13 protein-coding genes are annotated in these 14,603 nt (G+C 73.6%); all 13 read right to left on the bottom strand.

The features are described 5' to 3' along the window. Nucleotides 1–78: 78 nt before the first annotated feature. The 13 genes from INN71_RS03515 to rpsE all read right to left on the bottom strand — a co-directional run bounded on the left by INN71_RS03515 (nucleotide 79) and on the right by rpsE (nucleotide 14,602). Nucleotides 79–2,646 (bottom strand): FHA domain-containing protein, encoded by a 2,568-nt coding sequence (locus tag INN71_RS03515; RefSeq protein ID WP_301799632.1) that lies wholly within the window; start codon nucleotides 2,644–2,646, stop codon nucleotides 79–81. A gap of 20 nt (nucleotides 2,647–2,666) precedes the next feature. Beyond that, nucleotides 2,667–3,512, bottom strand: coding sequence for an HAD family hydrolase (locus tag INN71_RS03510; RefSeq protein WP_301799631.1), 846 nt, complete (start codon nucleotides 3,510–3,512; stop codon nucleotides 2,667–2,669). Next, the gene (locus INN71_RS03505) at nucleotides 3,509–6,058 is read right to left on the bottom strand and encodes a phosphoribosyltransferase (RefSeq protein WP_301799629.1); all 2,550 of its coding nucleotides are present in this window, start codon (nucleotides 6,056–6,058) and stop codon (nucleotides 3,509–3,511) included. Before INN71_RS03505 ends, INN71_RS03510 begins: the two co-directional genes overlap by 4 nt. A gap of 8 nt (nucleotides 6,059–6,066) precedes the next feature. Further along, complete coding sequence (locus tag INN71_RS03500) at nucleotides 6,067–7,224, bottom strand: HpcH/HpaI aldolase/citrate lyase family protein (RefSeq protein ID WP_277500970.1); 1,158 nt, start codon at nucleotides 7,222–7,224, stop codon at nucleotides 6,067–6,069. A 110-nt stretch (nucleotides 7,225–7,334) separates the two neighbouring features. After that, nucleotides 7,335–8,582: a hypothetical protein gene (locus INN71_RS03495; RefSeq protein WP_277500971.1), complete on the bottom strand. Its 1,248-nt coding sequence runs from the start codon at nucleotides 8,580–8,582 to the stop codon at nucleotides 7,335–7,337. 26 nt (nucleotides 8,583–8,608) lie between these two features. Further along, nucleotides 8,609–9,190, bottom strand: coding sequence for a TerD family protein (locus tag INN71_RS03490; RefSeq protein WP_277500972.1), 582 nt, complete (start codon nucleotides 9,188–9,190; stop codon nucleotides 8,609–8,611). 81 nt (nucleotides 9,191–9,271) lie between these two features. Beyond that, complete coding sequence (locus INN71_RS03485) at nucleotides 9,272–10,417, bottom strand: DUF475 domain-containing protein (RefSeq protein ID WP_277500973.1); 1,146 nt, start codon at nucleotides 10,415–10,417, stop codon at nucleotides 9,272–9,274. Between the two features lie 69 nt (nucleotides 10,418–10,486). After that, complete coding sequence (gene map, locus INN71_RS03480) at nucleotides 10,487–11,305, bottom strand: type I methionyl aminopeptidase (RefSeq protein ID WP_277500974.1); 819 nt, start codon at nucleotides 11,303–11,305, stop codon at nucleotides 10,487–10,489. A gap of 11 nt (nucleotides 11,306–11,316) precedes the next feature. Beyond that, nucleotides 11,317–11,889: an adenylate kinase gene (locus tag INN71_RS03475; protein ID WP_277500975.1), complete on the bottom strand. Its 573-nt coding sequence runs from the start codon at nucleotides 11,887–11,889 to the stop codon at nucleotides 11,317–11,319. After that, nucleotides 11,889–13,187 (bottom strand): preprotein translocase subunit SecY, encoded by a 1,299-nt coding sequence (gene secY / locus INN71_RS03470; protein WP_277500976.1) that lies wholly within the window; start codon nucleotides 13,185–13,187, stop codon nucleotides 11,889–11,891. Before secY ends, INN71_RS03475 begins: the two co-directional genes overlap by 1 nt. 161 nt (nucleotides 13,188–13,348) lie before the next feature. Further along, the gene (gene rplO / locus INN71_RS03465; protein ID WP_277500977.1) at nucleotides 13,349–13,795 is read right to left on the bottom strand and encodes a 50S ribosomal protein L15; all 447 of its coding nucleotides are present in this window, start codon (nucleotides 13,793–13,795) and stop codon (nucleotides 13,349–13,351) included. Between the two features lies 1 nt (nucleotide 13,796). Continuing rightward, nucleotides 13,797–13,979: a 50S ribosomal protein L30 gene (gene rpmD, locus INN71_RS03460; RefSeq protein WP_277501016.1), complete on the bottom strand. Its 183-nt coding sequence runs from the start codon at nucleotides 13,977–13,979 to the stop codon at nucleotides 13,797–13,799. Beyond that, the gene (rpsE, locus tag INN71_RS03455; protein ID WP_277500978.1) at nucleotides 13,976–14,602 is read right to left on the bottom strand and encodes a 30S ribosomal protein S5; all 627 of its coding nucleotides are present in this window, start codon (nucleotides 14,600–14,602) and stop codon (nucleotides 13,976–13,978) included. Before rpsE ends, rpmD begins: the two co-directional genes overlap by 4 nt. Nucleotide 14,603 lies beyond the last annotated feature (1 nt).

The following is a 14,603-nucleotide window of genomic DNA, read 5'->3' as shown; positions in this document are numbered from 1 at the left end:
ACTCCTTCAACGCTCGCCGATCCCGATACGTTCCCGTTGCCCGCGCGCGCCCGGGCGACCTCCGCGGTACGACGCCGCTCACTCCGGCGCGCGGGCGCTGCGGCGCACGGTGAGGTAGCCCAGCACCACGAACGCCAGCGTCAGCAGCACGAGCACGAACAGGTTGAGCACCCACTGGTCGACGTCGGGGGTGTAGAGCACGTCGCGCTCCTCCCCCTCGAGCAGCGCACCGTCGGCGCCCTCCTTCGACCGGTTCAGGTCGACGGTCGCGGCGGACGCGGCGTACCCCCACCGGGCCGGCGCCAGCCAGGCCAGCTGCTCGAGCACGGCCCGCCCGGCGACGGAGATGATGGCGCCCGAGAACACCAGCTGCGTCATGACGACGCCGATGAGCGCCGGCATCCCCTGCTCCGAGCTGGTCAGCAGCGCGCTGATGGCCAGGCACAGCACGGCCACCGCCGTGCACACCAGCCCCACCGCGATCGCCACCTCGAACCAGCCCAGGCCGACCACGCCCCCGTCGTCCGGACCGGGCAGCCCGACCGTGCCGACGAAGGTGACCACCACCCCCTGCAGGAAGCACAGCACGCCGAAGACGGCGACCTTGCTCGTGAGGTACACCCCGGGCGAGAGGCCGACGGCGTACTCGCGCCGGAAGACCGCCCGCTCGTTGACCAGCGCCCACACCGTCATGACCGCGCCGATGAGGGCGGCGGCCACGATGAAGACCGTCAGGCGCTGCACCACCTCCCCCGGGCGCAGCAGGCCGTTGTCGTCGGCGGTGCGGGCCAGCGCGAACCCGTCACCGCCCTGCGCCAGCCGGCTGAGGCCGCCGATGGCGGGCGGGGTGAGCAGCAGCAGGGCGAGCAGCATCTTGTCGGACGCGATCACCGACAGGGTGCGGCGCACCAGCGTGCCGAACTGGCGGGCGAAGGACTGGCGCGGCGGCGAGGGCAGCGCGGCGTTCGCCACGACCGGCAGGGCGCCCGTCGCCGCGCGGCCACCGGGCGGCGGCGGGATCCGCCGCCACAGGTCGGGCTCGTCGAGCAGGTCGAAGACCTCGGGGTAGTCGCTGCAGCCGAAGTGCGCCAGCACCTCGTCGGGCGGGCCCGCGTAGGCGATGCGGCCCCCGGGCGCCATCACGACGACCTTGTCGCACACGTCGAGCGCCAGCACCGAGTGGGTGACGACGACGACCACGCGACCCTCGTCGGCCAGCCCGCGCAGCAGGTGCATGACGTCGCGGTCGAGACCCGGGTCGAGGCCCGAGGTGGGCTCGTCGAGGAAGAGCAGCGGCGGGGCGGTGAGCAGCTCGGTCGCGATCGAGACCCGCTTCTTCTGCCCGCCGGACAGCTGGGTGCCGATGCGGTTGTCGACCTGGCGGCCGAGCTGCATCTGGCCGACCACCTGCTCGACGCGCTGGGCGCGCTCGGCCGAGCCGGTGTCGGGCGGCAGGCGCAGGCGCGCGGCGTACGACAGGCCCTGGCGCACCGTGAGCTGCGGGTGCTGGATGTCCTGCTGCGGCACCAGACCGATCTGGTGGCGCAGCTGGTCGTAGTGCGCGTAGAGGTCGTGCCCCTGCCAGATGACGTTGCCGTACGTCGCGGGCCGGGTGCCGGTCAGCGCCCCGAGCATCGTCGACTTGCCGGAGCCCGACGGTCCGATGACCGCGGTCAGCGACGCCGGGCCGAGCTCGAGCGAGACGCCGTCGAGCAGCCGCCGGCCGCCCTTGACCACGGTGGTGAGGCCCTCGACGACGAGCGTGAGGTCGGAGCGCGTGTTGCGGGCCAGCAGCTGGCCACCGGTCCACGTGAACGTCTGGTTGCCGACGATGACCTCGTCGCCCGGCGAGAGCCCGACGCCGCCCTGGAGCCGCGACCCGTTGACGTACGTGCCGTTGAAGCTGCCCAGGTCGCGCAGCACGGCTGCCCGGCCGAGCTCGATCGCGGCGTGACGCCGCGAGACGAGCGGGTCGTCGAGCACGACGTCGCAGCCCTGCGCGCGCCCGATCGTGAACGTGCGCCCCGCGACCACCGGGCCGCGCAGCAGGGGTTGCCCGTGCGCGAACTGGCCGGGCGGCGCCGTGCGGGCCGCGGCACCGCCGTGCCTTGGACCGTGCCCGGGACCGCCCGCGCCGCCCGCGAACGCCGCGGGGGCGCCTGCGGCCATCGTGCGGTCGTCGGCCGGCGGCTGGTGGGGCTGGAACGGCGGCGGCTGGTGCGCGGGCGGCCGGGCCCCGCGCGGCGTCTGCTGCGGTGCCTGCTGGGGTGCCTGCTGGGGCGGGCGGCCGGGGGCGGCGTACGGCGGGGGTGCGGCCGGCGCGGCCGGTCCGGCCCCGACCTGCACGCGCAGCGGCACCCCGCGGGTGCCACCGACGAGCACGTCGACGGACCGGCCGGGGGCGAGCGCGAGCTCGCCGACCCGCTGGCCGTCGACGAGGGTGCCGTTGGTGCTGCCCAGGTCCACGACCCACCACGACCCGCGCTCGTGGCGCAGCTCGGCATGGCGCCGCGACACGTCGCCGTGCGCGAGCACGAGGGTGCAGGCCTGGTCGCGGCCGATCGTCACGGTCGTCTGGGGGGCGAAGTCGCGGGACTCACCGCCGATGCCGACGCGGAGGGAGGGACCCGCAGGTCCGGGAGGCACCACGTGATCGGTCTCCGTCGTCAGGGGAGGGGGTCGGACGACACCGTAGACCACCCCGACGCGCCCTCGCGCTCCCATCCGTCGAACGCGGCGACGATCTCCGCGGCCGCCCGTCCGCCGGCCGCGGTCGTCACCCGCAGGCCCGGCGTCGACCAGTCCTGCGCGTGCAGTTCGCCGTGCGCCGGGCGCACCGCGTAATCGGCCGCCGCGAGCATCCCGGCGTCCAGCCACGAGTCCCCGGCGGCCGCGACCGCGTCGGCGCCGGTACGCCGGGCGACCTCGGCGACCGCGGCCTCCTTGGTCAGCCCGGGCGGGATGACGTACGCCTTGCGCCCCTGCACCGACAGCACCCAGCCGAGGGCGGTCGTGGCGGCGGCGAGCTCGTCGTACCACTCCGCGGGCGTCAGCGCCGGCTCGACCACGGCGTAGACGAACTGCTCCTCCGCGTCGCGGACCTTGCGCACCCACGGGCGCTCCCAGACGGGCCGCAGGGCGCGGGTGGCGTCGAGGTACGACGCGCCCCCCGCCGTGCGCCGGCGCACCTCGGCCGCCCACTCGGGACACGGCGTCCCGCCGTCGAGGATGACGGCGCCGTTCGTCGTGACGGCGTGGGTCGAGCGCACGCCCGGCAGGACGATGCGGCCGAACTGCTCCCGGGTGCGCGTGGTCACCGGCACGAACGGGGTGCGCTCGGAGAGCGCGCCGAGCGCGTCGAGGGCCGCGGGGTCCATGAAGCTGGTCGGCCGCCCGTCGTACACCTCGACGCAGACGGGCTCCGCGACGGCCTCGCCGAGCTGCATCGCGGCGGCCGAGTAGATGAGGGTGCGGTCCAGGTCGGAGGCGACCAGGAGGCCCCGGCCGCTCACGAGCCGTCCTGCTCGGTCGGTCGGATGATGCCGACGCAGCTGTAGGGCAGGTCGTCCACCTCCACGACGGGCACGCCGCGCTCCGCGGCGAGCAGGCGCACGTGCCGCAGGTCGGCGTCGCGGCCGGGCCGCACCACCACCCGCCAGGGCACCCGGCGCAGCAGCACGCGGGTGGTCTCGCCCACCCCGGGCTTGACGAGGTTGACGCTCGGCAGCCCGTGCTCGGCCTGGAGCTTCTCGGCCGCGACCCAGCCCGACCACGTCGGCGTGCGGTCGCTCGCGCGGAGCCGCTCGGCCTCCCGGCGGGCGTCGGCCTCGACGGCGTCGAAGGCCGCGGTGACGGCGTCGAGGTAGTCGCCCGACACGTCCTCGTCGGCCAGCTCCGCGTAGAACTTCGCGCCGTGGAAGTCGTGCGGCCCGATGAGGTCGGCGTTGAGCACCGTGCGGGAGACGAGCCCCGACACCGTGCTGTTGAGGCAGGCCGAGGGGATGAGGAAGTCGTCGCGGGTGCCGAAGAGCTCGACGCACTCCCCCGGGTCGGCGAGCACCGCGAGGTCCGCGGGCACGCCCCGCCCGCCCAGGCGCAGCTGCTCGTTGGCGCTCGCGACGGCCGCGGCCAGCTCGCGCGCGATCGCGCCCTTGCCGGTCCAGCCGTCGACGACCAGCAGGCGCTGCGGGTCGTAGCGGTCCACCAGCCAGCGCAGCGCCGTGAGGTCGATCCCCCGGTCCCGCACGATGCTGACGGCGTGGTGGGGCCAGTCCCAGCCCTGCCGCGCGGCCCAGCGCCGCAGCAGGATGCCGATGGGCGTGCCGGCCCGCGCCAGGGACACCACGACCAGGTCGTCGCGCCCACGGGTGGTGCGGGCCAGGTCGCCCACGGTGACCACGGCGGCGGCGACCCGGTCGGCGACGGCGCCGACCTGCTCGGCGTAGAGGGCGCGGTAGGCCGCGTCGGGGCGGTACTCCGTCGGCAGCGACTCCGCGTAGTGGGCCTCGCCCGACTGGATGGCCCGCTCGCGCTCCTCGCGCCCGCCCTCCAGGGTCACGTGCGACAGGTCGGTGAGCAGCCAGCCGACCTCATCCGCGGCGTACGAGCCGAACGCGGGCCCGCGCAGCGGCCCGGGGCCCGCGGCGTCGACGGACAGCACCACGGGCAGCACCACGGGGGCGTGCGGCGCCAGCGCCGCCAGCAGCCCGTCGGGGCCGTGCAGCGCCGCCGTGGCCGACGGCCGGTCGAGCACGACGACGATCGCGCGCCACGGGCGCGACGCGACGTTGTAGGCGAACCGGTCGGCCGCGCCGTACCCGTCCGCGTCCCGGTCGTGGGCGACGAACCGCACGCCCGAGCGCACCGCGTAGCCGTCGGTGTCCCGCACCTGCACCGGGCTGCGGGTCGTGGTCGAGAAGCGCACGGGCACGCCGGTGCGCCGCAGCGCGTCCGCCACCTCGAGCGGGGCGTACATGAGCTCCTCCGTGCCCAGCACCAGCACCTCGCCGGCGCCGTCCGGGTCGAGCGGCAGGCGCGCCGCCACCGCGGCGGCCACCGCCGCGGCCGCCGCCTGCAGCGGCGCCTCGTCGGCCGGCGCGAAGCCGTGGCGCCCGGACTCGCGGACCCCCACGGGCCACGCGTCCCCCGCGTCGGGGACCTCGGGCTCCCCCGGCGCACCGGTGGTCGCCCCCTCCGACGGCAGCGGTACGGCGGACGCCCCCGGCGCCGTCGCCCCGGCGGGCACGCGGACCTCGCCCGCCGCGAGCGCGACGACCTCGATGCGCGCCCCGAGCTCGGCGGCGGCCGCGTCCAGCGCGGCGCGGTCCTCGGCCCGGCGGACGTCGACGAGCGCGGCGATGACGTACACCTCGCGCGGCGCCACCGCGTGCAGCGCGCGGATGGTCCCCAGGGCGGTGCGCCCCGTCGACAGCTCGTCGTCGACGAGCACGGCGGGGCCGGGCGTCCTGAGCAGCGCCGCGTCGTCGGGCACGACGAGGTGCTCGGTGGCGTGCGAGTGCGCCTCGTCGAACCCGAGGGCGGGCACGGCGCCCGGCACGTGCCGGCGGGTGGAGTGCACCGACGGCACGCGCAGGGCACGGGCCACGAGGTGGCCCAGCGCGGTCGCGGTCTCGGCGTACCCGAGGACCAGGCCGTCCCCGTCGGCCACGGCGGCGCAGGCGTCGGCGGCCGCCGCGTCGAGCGTCGCGACCGCGTCGTCCCCGGCACCGCTGCGCAGCACCTCGGCGAGGGCGGCGCGGACGGGGTCGAGCGCGTCGTCGTGGGCGCCCGGGCGGCCCAGGCGGGCCGCGACCTCGAGGCCGAGCAGCAGGCCCGCGGCGCGGACCACGCGTGGGTCGGTCGGCACGTGCTTCGCCAGCACGGTCGAGACCAGCAGGTGCGGGCGGCGGGGGTTGACCCGCAGCGCGAGGCCGAAGAGGTCCGTCAGGGCCGGCCCCGTTCGGCTACCGTCGGCGGGCACGACCTCGACGCCGAGGCGCTCGGCCGTCCACGCGCCGGACCACGTCGTACCGGTCGCAGGCACACCGGCCGTGGGCACGCCGGCGCTCACAGGCGGACCCCGGCCTCGAGCAGGTCCACGAAGGTGACGTCCTCCGCGGCGACCCCGAAGGCCCGGGCCCGCAGGAGCACCGACTCCGCCCAGGCGGTGTGGGGCGTGGCCTCGTTCATCTTGTTGCCGTAGCGCGACGCCGAGACGCCCCCGCCGCGGCGCGCCTCGACGACGTCGAGGGCGTCGGTGTGGTCCTCGTGGGTCACCACGCTGAGCGCGTGCACCGCCGCGACGTGGGAGGGGTGGATGACGGTCTTGCCGAAGAGGCCGTTGGCGTGGTCGAGCGTGACCTCCCGGATGAGCCCGTCGAGACCCTTGCTGATGAGCCGGCGGCGCAGCACGCGCTCGGCCGGGGCCGTGAACGGCGTCTCCCGCAGCTGGGGCTTGAAGAGGCGCTCGCCGTTGTCGAAGTGCTCCCAGACCGGGCCGGTGACGACGAACCCGGTGCCGTCCCGGCGCCCCATGACGTTGACGATGTCGCCGATCACCGAGGCCAGCGGGGCGACGTCGTACACGGTGATGTCGGCCGGGCGACGCAGGGCGAGCATCGAGGAGAGGTCGGTGGCGCCGATGCGCACGGCGAGCACGTCGGCGCGGTGCGCGTGCAGCAGGTCCCGGGCGTCGACGAGCGCCTGGACGCGGGTCTCGACCGCGAACACCTCGGGCGACTCGATGACGGGCATGACCCACAGCCGGTGGCCCGTGCGCCCGGACGCCTCGGCGACGGCGTCGAGGAACACGCCGGAGCGGGCGGTGAACTTGGGGACGACGAACCCGTCGAGGCCGTCCGCCTGGTCCCCGAGCGCCTCGACGAGTCGGTGCACCTGGTCGGGGTGCCGCACCCGCACGAAGACGAGGGGCCGCGGCGCGCCCGACTCGAAGAGCTGGCCCAGCTGGTGCGCGAGGTTCTTCTCGGCGAACTCGACGTCGCCGTCGGCGATCGCGTCCTCGAGGCACAGCACGGAGCACATGACGCCGTGGGCCGCTGCGCGTGGGAGGTCCCGCTCGATCGTCGGGCGGGTCGCCGGGGTGTAGAGGGTCGCGCCGAGCGCGACGGCGAGGAGCTCCGGGGCCGCGTCCCGCTCGAACTTTTCCGGCGGGACGCTGAAGAGCGCGGCCCGCTGGTCCTCCCCGAGATGACCGAAGTGCTGCACGACTCCTCCTCACGGCTGCCGACCCCCGGGCAGCGAAACGGAGGGCAGGATACGGGTGGTCGGGAAACGCCCGGGGGCACCCGGGTGGACGTCCGGCGGGGGTCCTGCGGCTACCGCCGGGTACGTCCGGCCTGGTCGGCCCGGAAGTCCGCGACCAGGGTGTCGACGCCGGCGTGGAGGCGCTCGACCCGCGTCAGCAGCTGCCAGTAGTCGGGGTGCGCCCCCTCCAGCAGGCCCTCCACGGCGATGAGCTCGTGGGCCAGGGCGTCGAGGCGTCCGCCCCACGGTTGCGGCGAGCCGCGCCTCAGCAGGAGCCGGGCGTCGCGCAGCGCGAACCGGGCGCGCTCGAGCAGCGCCTCCGGGTCGCGCTTGACCTCGCGCAGGCGCTCGAGCCGCAGCCGCGGGGCGTCCACCAGGTCGGAGGCGCGCCGCACGTCGTCCTCCACCCGCGTCAGCGCGGCGAGCGCCCCGGCGTGGTCGCCCGCGGCGTGCAGGCGCCGGAGCGGCTCGAGACCGTCGCGGGCCGAGGCGACGCGGGAGCGCAGCTCCTCCTCGGCGCGGGCCAGGTCGTCCCAGCTGGCGTAGGAGAACTCCCGGCGCAGGCCGGACATGTGCTCGCCCATCCGCTCCGAGCGGGTGGTGACCGCCTCGATGCGGGTGGCCAGCGACGGGATGCGCTGGCCCAGCGTGCGCAGGCGGGCGGGCAGCTCGGTGGCCAGGGAGCGCGCGTCCTCGGCGAGGCGCTCCACCACGGCGGCCGGCTCCTCGGCGTCGTCGGGCCCCAGCCGGTCGGCGATCTCGGCGAGCTTGCGGGCCGCGACGCGGGCGCGGGCCAGCGCCTCGTCGGCCTCCGGGAGGCTGAACCCCTCCTCGGTCATCGCGCGCCAGGCCGCCTCCGCGCGCGTGACGGACTCCTGGGCGGCGGCCAGCCGGCGCGCCGGGCGCTCCCGGACCTCCCCGACGCGGCCGAGCTCCGCGCCGTACTGGTCGAGGTAGCGGTCGATGGCCTCGGCGACCTCGCGCAGGGCCGGGACGCCGCGCTCGAAGGCCGTGGTCGCCGCACCCACGCGGTAGGGGTCGAGGTCCTCGACCGGGTCGTGCGCGTCGAGCACGCCGAGGTAGGCCAGCACCGCGTCGCCGGCGCGCTGGTCGAGCTGGCGCCAGGCCGGGACGACGCCCGTGGACCGCGCACGGTCCGGCAGCAGCGCGGCGTACTGCGCCACGGTGCCGCCGACGTCGCGCTGCAGCTGGTCGACGCGGAAGAAGTGCTCCTGCAGCTGCGCCCGGGCCTCGAGGGCGCGCTCGAGCAGGTCTGCTCCCCCGCGCCGGCGGCGACGGTCGGGGCGCGGGGAGCTCATGCGCCCATCGTAGGAGCGGGCGCCACTCAGCTGGCGTCGACGCCGAAGTCGTGCACGATGCCGAGCAGTCCGGAGGCGTAGCCCTGGCCGATCGCGCGGAACTTCCAGTCGCCGTCGCGGCGGTAGAGCTCGCCGAAGATCATGGCCGTCTCCGTGCTCGCGTCCTCGGTCAGGTCGAAGCGGGCCACCTCGACCTCCCGCACCGCGTCGACGACACGGATGAACGCCCCGCTCACCTGCCCGAAGCTCTGCCCGCGCAGGTCGGCGTCGTGGATCGAGACCGGGAAGACGACGCGCACGGCCTGCTCGGGCACGGTCGGCAGGTCGACCTCGATGGTCTCGTCGTCGCCGTCGCCCTCACCGGTGGTGTTGTCACCGCTGTGGTGCACCGAGCCGTCCGGGGACGTCAGGTTGTTGTAGAAGACGAAGTGCTGGTCGCTGAGGACCCTGCCGTCCTGGCCGACGAGGAGCGCCGAGGCGTCCAGGTCGAAGTCGACGCCGGTCGTGACCCGCACGTCCCAGCCCAGGCCGATGCGCAGCCGGGTCAGGGGCGCGCCCGCCGCCTTCGCCAACGAGACGTTGCCACCCTTGCGGAGCGTCACTCCCATGCTGCGCCAGCCTCCTCGTCCACCCGTGCACCCGTCGGTCGGGTGCCCCACGAGCCTAGAGGGGCACCCGACCGCGCGAGGTCAGACGTGGACCTCGTGCTTCGACTCCGGGTGCAGCTTGTTCTCGCGGATGCTCCACCCGAGGGCCGAGAGGATGATGACGACGCCGATGAGGCCGGTCACGACCTCCGGGATGGAGACGCCCATCGTCACGAACAGCAGCACCGCCAGCGCACCGATCGCCCAGTGGGCACCGTGCTCGAGGTAGACGTACTCGGCGAGCGTGCCCTTGCGGACCAGGTAGACCGTGATCGACCGGACGTAGAGCGCGCCCACACCGAGGCCGATCGCGATGACGATCGGGTCGGTCGTGATGGCGAAGGCGCCGATGACGCCGTCGAACGAGAAGCTCGCGTCGAGCACCTCGAGGTAGAGGAACATGAAGAACGCGGCCTTGCCCGTCGCCAGGGCCACCTCGCCGCCGGACACCTGGGCGGGCGTGAGCGCACCGTCGTCGTCCGCGTCCTCGTCGTCCATCAGGCCGGACGACGACTCGAACGCGTCGCCGAGGCCCTTCACCACGAGGTAGGTCAGCAGGCCGAGGATGCCGGCGAGCAGCACGCTGCCGAACTCCTCGGCGGTGAACTCCTCGGGCTGGGTACGACGGAAGACCTCCCCGATGATGACGAGCAGCGCGAGCGCGACCGCCACCGAGATGCCGCTGACCGCGCCCAGGCGCTGGAACGGGCGCTCGACCGGGCCCAGCCAGTGGTGCTCCTTCTCCTCGTCGGTGAAGAAGTCGAGGAAGATCATCATGAGGAACATGCCACCGAAGGCCGCGATGATCGGGTGGGCCTCCTCGAGGATGTAGGCGTAGGAGCCCTCCCCGTGACCACCGGCCATCGCCAGGTCCCAGGCGTCGACGGGGTTGAGGCCCGCGGAGGCCCAGACCACCAGGAACGGGAACACCAGGCGCATGCCGAACACGGCGATGAGGATGCCGACGGTGAGGAACATCGTCTGCCAGAACTTCGACATCTTGTTCAGCACCTTGGCGTTGACCACGGCGTTGTCGAAGGAGAGCGAGACCTCGAGGACGATGAGGATGGCCGCGACGGACAGCGCGCTGATCGCGGCCGACGTGCCGTCGCGGGAGCCGTAGAGGAAGGCGCCGACGAGACCGGCGACGGTGATCGCGAAGGACCACCCGAAGGTCTTGAGGATCACGGCGAGGTGCCTTTGCACAGGAGGGGCCGACAGGGGCCCGGCGGCGACGTTGCCCCGAGCGGCGACAACCTACCTCCCGCCGTACGGGATCCCTGCATCTGCCAACCGCTTCGCGCCACCGTCCAGGGCGGTCAGCACCCACACCCCGGTGGGGGTGACCGTCGTCGTGTGCTCGAAGTGGGCGGCGGGGCTGCCGTCGCGCGTCACGACGGTCCAGTCGTCGTCGAGGGTGTCGTTCGCCGGGGAGCCGAGCGTGACCATCGGCTCGATGGCCAGCGCCATGCCCTCGACGATCCGCGGTCCGCGGCCCGGGCGGCCCACGTTCGGCACGTCGGGCGGCTGGTGCATCGCCGAGCCGATCCCGTGGCCCGTGTAGTCCTCGACCACGCCGTAGTCGCCGCACGAGCGCACGTGGGACTCCACCGCGTGGGAGACGTCCCCCACCCGGCCGTCGAGGCGCAGCGCGGCGATCCCCCGCCACAGCGCGTCCTCGGTCACCCGCACGAGCTCGGCCACCTCCGGGGCGACCTCGCCGAGGACCACGGTGACCGCGGCGTCGCCGTGCCAGCCGTCGACGATGGCGCCGCAGTCGATGGACACGACGTCACCCTCGCGCAGCACCCGGGACCCGGGGATGCCGTGCACGACCTCGTCGTTGACGGAGATGCACAGGGAGGCCGGGAAGCCCTGGTAGCCCAGGAACGACGGCACCGCCCCGGCGGAGCGGATGCTCTCCTCCGCCAGGGCGTCGAGCTCGGCCGTCGTCATCCCGGGCGCGGCGCGCACCGACACCAGCTCCAGCGTGCGGCCGACGACGAGGCCGGCCTCGCGCATCGCGTCGAGCTGCGCCGGCGTCTTCAGCTCGACGCCGCGGCGCAGGAGTCCCATGAGCGGCAGCGTCAGGCGCGGGCGCCGTCGAGCGCGGACGCGATGCGCTCGGCCACCTCGGCGACCTCGCCCATCCCGTCGACGCGCACGAGGAGGCCGCGCTCGGCGTACACCTCGATGAGCGGGGCCGTCTGCTCGTTGTAGACGTCCTGGCGGTGCCGGATGACCTCCTCCGTGTCGTCCGTGCGGCCGTCGGTCTGGGCGCGCAGCACGAGCCGCTTCACCAGCTCGTCGTCGTCGACCGTCAGCACGAGCACCGCGTCGAGGGCGGTGTCGCTCGCCTCGAGCATGCCGTCGAGCTCGGCGACCTGCGCCAGGGTGCGGGGGTAGCCGTCGAGCAGGAACCCGCTCGCGGCGTCGTCCTGGGCGAGGCGGTCCCGCACCATGTTGTTGGTGACGGAGTCGGGCACGTAGTCACCGGCGTCCATGTAGCGCTTCGCCTCGAGCCCCAGCGGGGTGCCCTCGGAGACGTTCGCCCGGAAGATGTCCCCGGTCGAGATCGCGGGGATGCCGTAGCGGGCCGCGACGCCCTTGGCCTGGGTGCCCTTGCCGGCCCCGGGGGGGCCCATGATGATGAGACGCATCAGCGGAGGAATCCTTCGTAGTTGCGCTGCTGGAGCTGGCTCTCGACCTGCTTCACCGTGTCGAGGGCGACGCCGACCATGATGAGGATCGACGTGCCGCCGAACGGGAAGTTCTGGTTGGCCCCGATGACCGCGAACGCGATCAGCGGGATCAGCGAGATGAGACCGAGGTAGAGCGCGCCCGGCAGCGTGATGCGGGACAGGACGTAGGACAGGTAGTCCTCGGTCGGCTTGCCCGCCCGGATCCCGGGGATGAAGCCGCCGTACTTCTTCATGTTGTCCGCGACTTCCTTCGGGTTGAAGGTGATCGAGACGTAGAAGTACGTGAAGAAGATGATGAGCGCGAAGTAGACCGCCATGTAGAGCGGGTGGTCGCCGCGCACGAAGTGCTCGTTGATCCACCGCACCCACGCGGAGTCCGACGTCGCGTTGAACTGCGCCGCCATCGCCGGCAGGTAGAGCAGGGAGCTGGCGAAGATGACGGGGATGATGCCGGCCTGGTTGACCTTGAGCGGGATGTACGTCGAGCTGCCGCCGAACATGCGCCGCCCGACCATCCGCCGCGCGTACTGCACCGGGATGCGGCGCTGCGCCTGCTCGATGAAGATGACGGCCGCCACGATCGCGAGCCCGATGGCCATGACGATGGCGAAGGTGCCCCAGCCCTGCGACTCGCGCACGGCCCACAGCGAGCCGGGGAACGTCGCGACGACCTGGCAGAAGATGAGGATCGACATGCCGTTGCCGATGCCGCGGTCGGTGATGAGCTCACCGAGCCACATGATGACGGCGGTGCCGGCCGTCATGGTCACGACCATGACGAGGAAGGTGAGGCGGCTGTCCTCGCTGTGCAGCAGCGGCAGCTCGCAGCCCTGGAGCAGCTGGCGGCTCCGGGCGAGCGCCACGATGCCGGTGGCCTGGAGGACGGCGAGCGCCAGGGTCAGGTAGCGCGTGTACTGCGTGATCTTCGCCTGGCCGGACTGGCCCTCCTTCTTGAGGGCCTCCAGCCGCGGGATGACGACCACGAGCAGCTGCAGGATGATGCTCGCAGTGATGTACGGCATGATCCCGAGCGCGAAGATGGTCAGCTGCAGCAGCGCCCCGCCGGAGAACAGGTTGATGAGGGTGTACAGCCCCTGGTCCTCGATCTGGTTGAGGCAGCTCTGCACGTTGTCCACGTGCACGCCCGGCGACGGGACCTGCGAACCGAGCCGGAAGAGCACGACGACCAACAGGACGAACAGCAGCTTGCGACGCAGGTCCGGTGTCCGGAATGCGTTGGCGAAGGCGCCCAGCACGAGATCCTCTTTCTTCCTGGTGGCACACGGCCTCGGACCCGTCCCCCGAGGGCCGCGGCAGAGCCTAACAGCCGACTCGACGGTGGTCGGGTGGGGATACGACGAGGGCGCCGCCCGGCCGTCAGGCCCGACGACGCCCTGCGTCGATCAGTGGTACGACGTCACGCACCGACGACGGTCACGGAACCGCCGGCAGCCTCGATCTTCTGCTTCGCCGACGCCGAGAAGGCGTCCGCGGAGACCTGGACCGCGACCGTGATGTCGCCCGTGCCCAGCACCTTGACGGGCTGGTTCTTGCGCACCGCACCGCGGGCGACCAGGGTCTCCTTGGAGACCTCGCCGCCCTCGGGGAAGAGCTCGCTCACGCGGTCCAGGTTCACGACCTGGAACTCGACCTTGAACGGGTTCTTGAAGCCCTTGAGCTTCGGCAGCCGCATGTGGATCGGCATCTGGCCACCCTCGAAGGCCGAGGGGACCTGGTAGCGGGCCTTCGTGCCCTTGGTACCGCGGCCCGAGGTCTTGCCCTTGGAGCCCTCACCGCGACCCACGCGGGTCTTGGCGGTCTTGGCACCGGGGGCAGGACGCAGGTGGTGGATCTTCAGCGTCATGTCAGTCGACCTCCTCGACCGTCACCAGGTGACGGACCGTGTGGACCATGCCCCGGATCTCCGGACGGTCCTCCTTGACGACGACGTCACCGATGCGCTTGAGACCCAGCGTGCGCAGCGTGTCGCGCTGGTTCTGCTTGCGACCGATGCCCGACTTCTTCTGCTCGACCTTGAGACGCATCAGTCGTTCACCCCCGAGGCGGCGGGCACCTCGGCCCGCGCCTTCAGGAGGGCCGCCGGGGCGACGTCCTCGACCCGCAGACCACGTCGCGCGGCCACCGCCTCGGGCTCCTCCAGCATGCGGAGGGCCTCGACCGTGGCGTGCACGATGTTGATCTGGTTGGACGAGCCGAGCGACTTGCTCAGCACGTCGTGGATGCCCGCGCACTCGAGCACGGCGCGCACCGGACCACCGGCGATGACACCGGTACCGGGGGCGGCCGGACGCAGGAAGACGACGCCGGCCGCCTTCTCGCCCTGCACGGGGTGCGGGATCGTGCCCTGGATGCGGGGGACGCGGAAGAACGCCTTCTTCGCCTCCTCGACGCCCTTGGCGATCGCCGCGGGCACCTCCTTGGCCTTGCCGTAGCCGACGCCGACCAGGCCGTCACCGTCACCGACGATCACGAGGGCGGTGAAGCTGAAGCGACGACCACCCTTCACGACCTTGGCGACACGGTTGATCGCGACGACGCGCTCGATGTAGGCGGTCTTGTCGGCGCCGCCACCACGGCGATCGTCGCGTCCTCCGCGACGGTCACCGCCCTGGCGCTCGCCGCCGGCGCGTCCGCGCTGGGGTCCGCTCATG

It is taken from the genome of Nocardioides sp. ChNu-153, assembly GCF_030466625.1.
Lineage (GTDB): Bacteria > Actinomycetota > Actinomycetes > Propionibacteriales > Nocardioidaceae > Nocardioides.
This window is presented reverse-complemented; position numbering and strand designations above follow the sequence as displayed.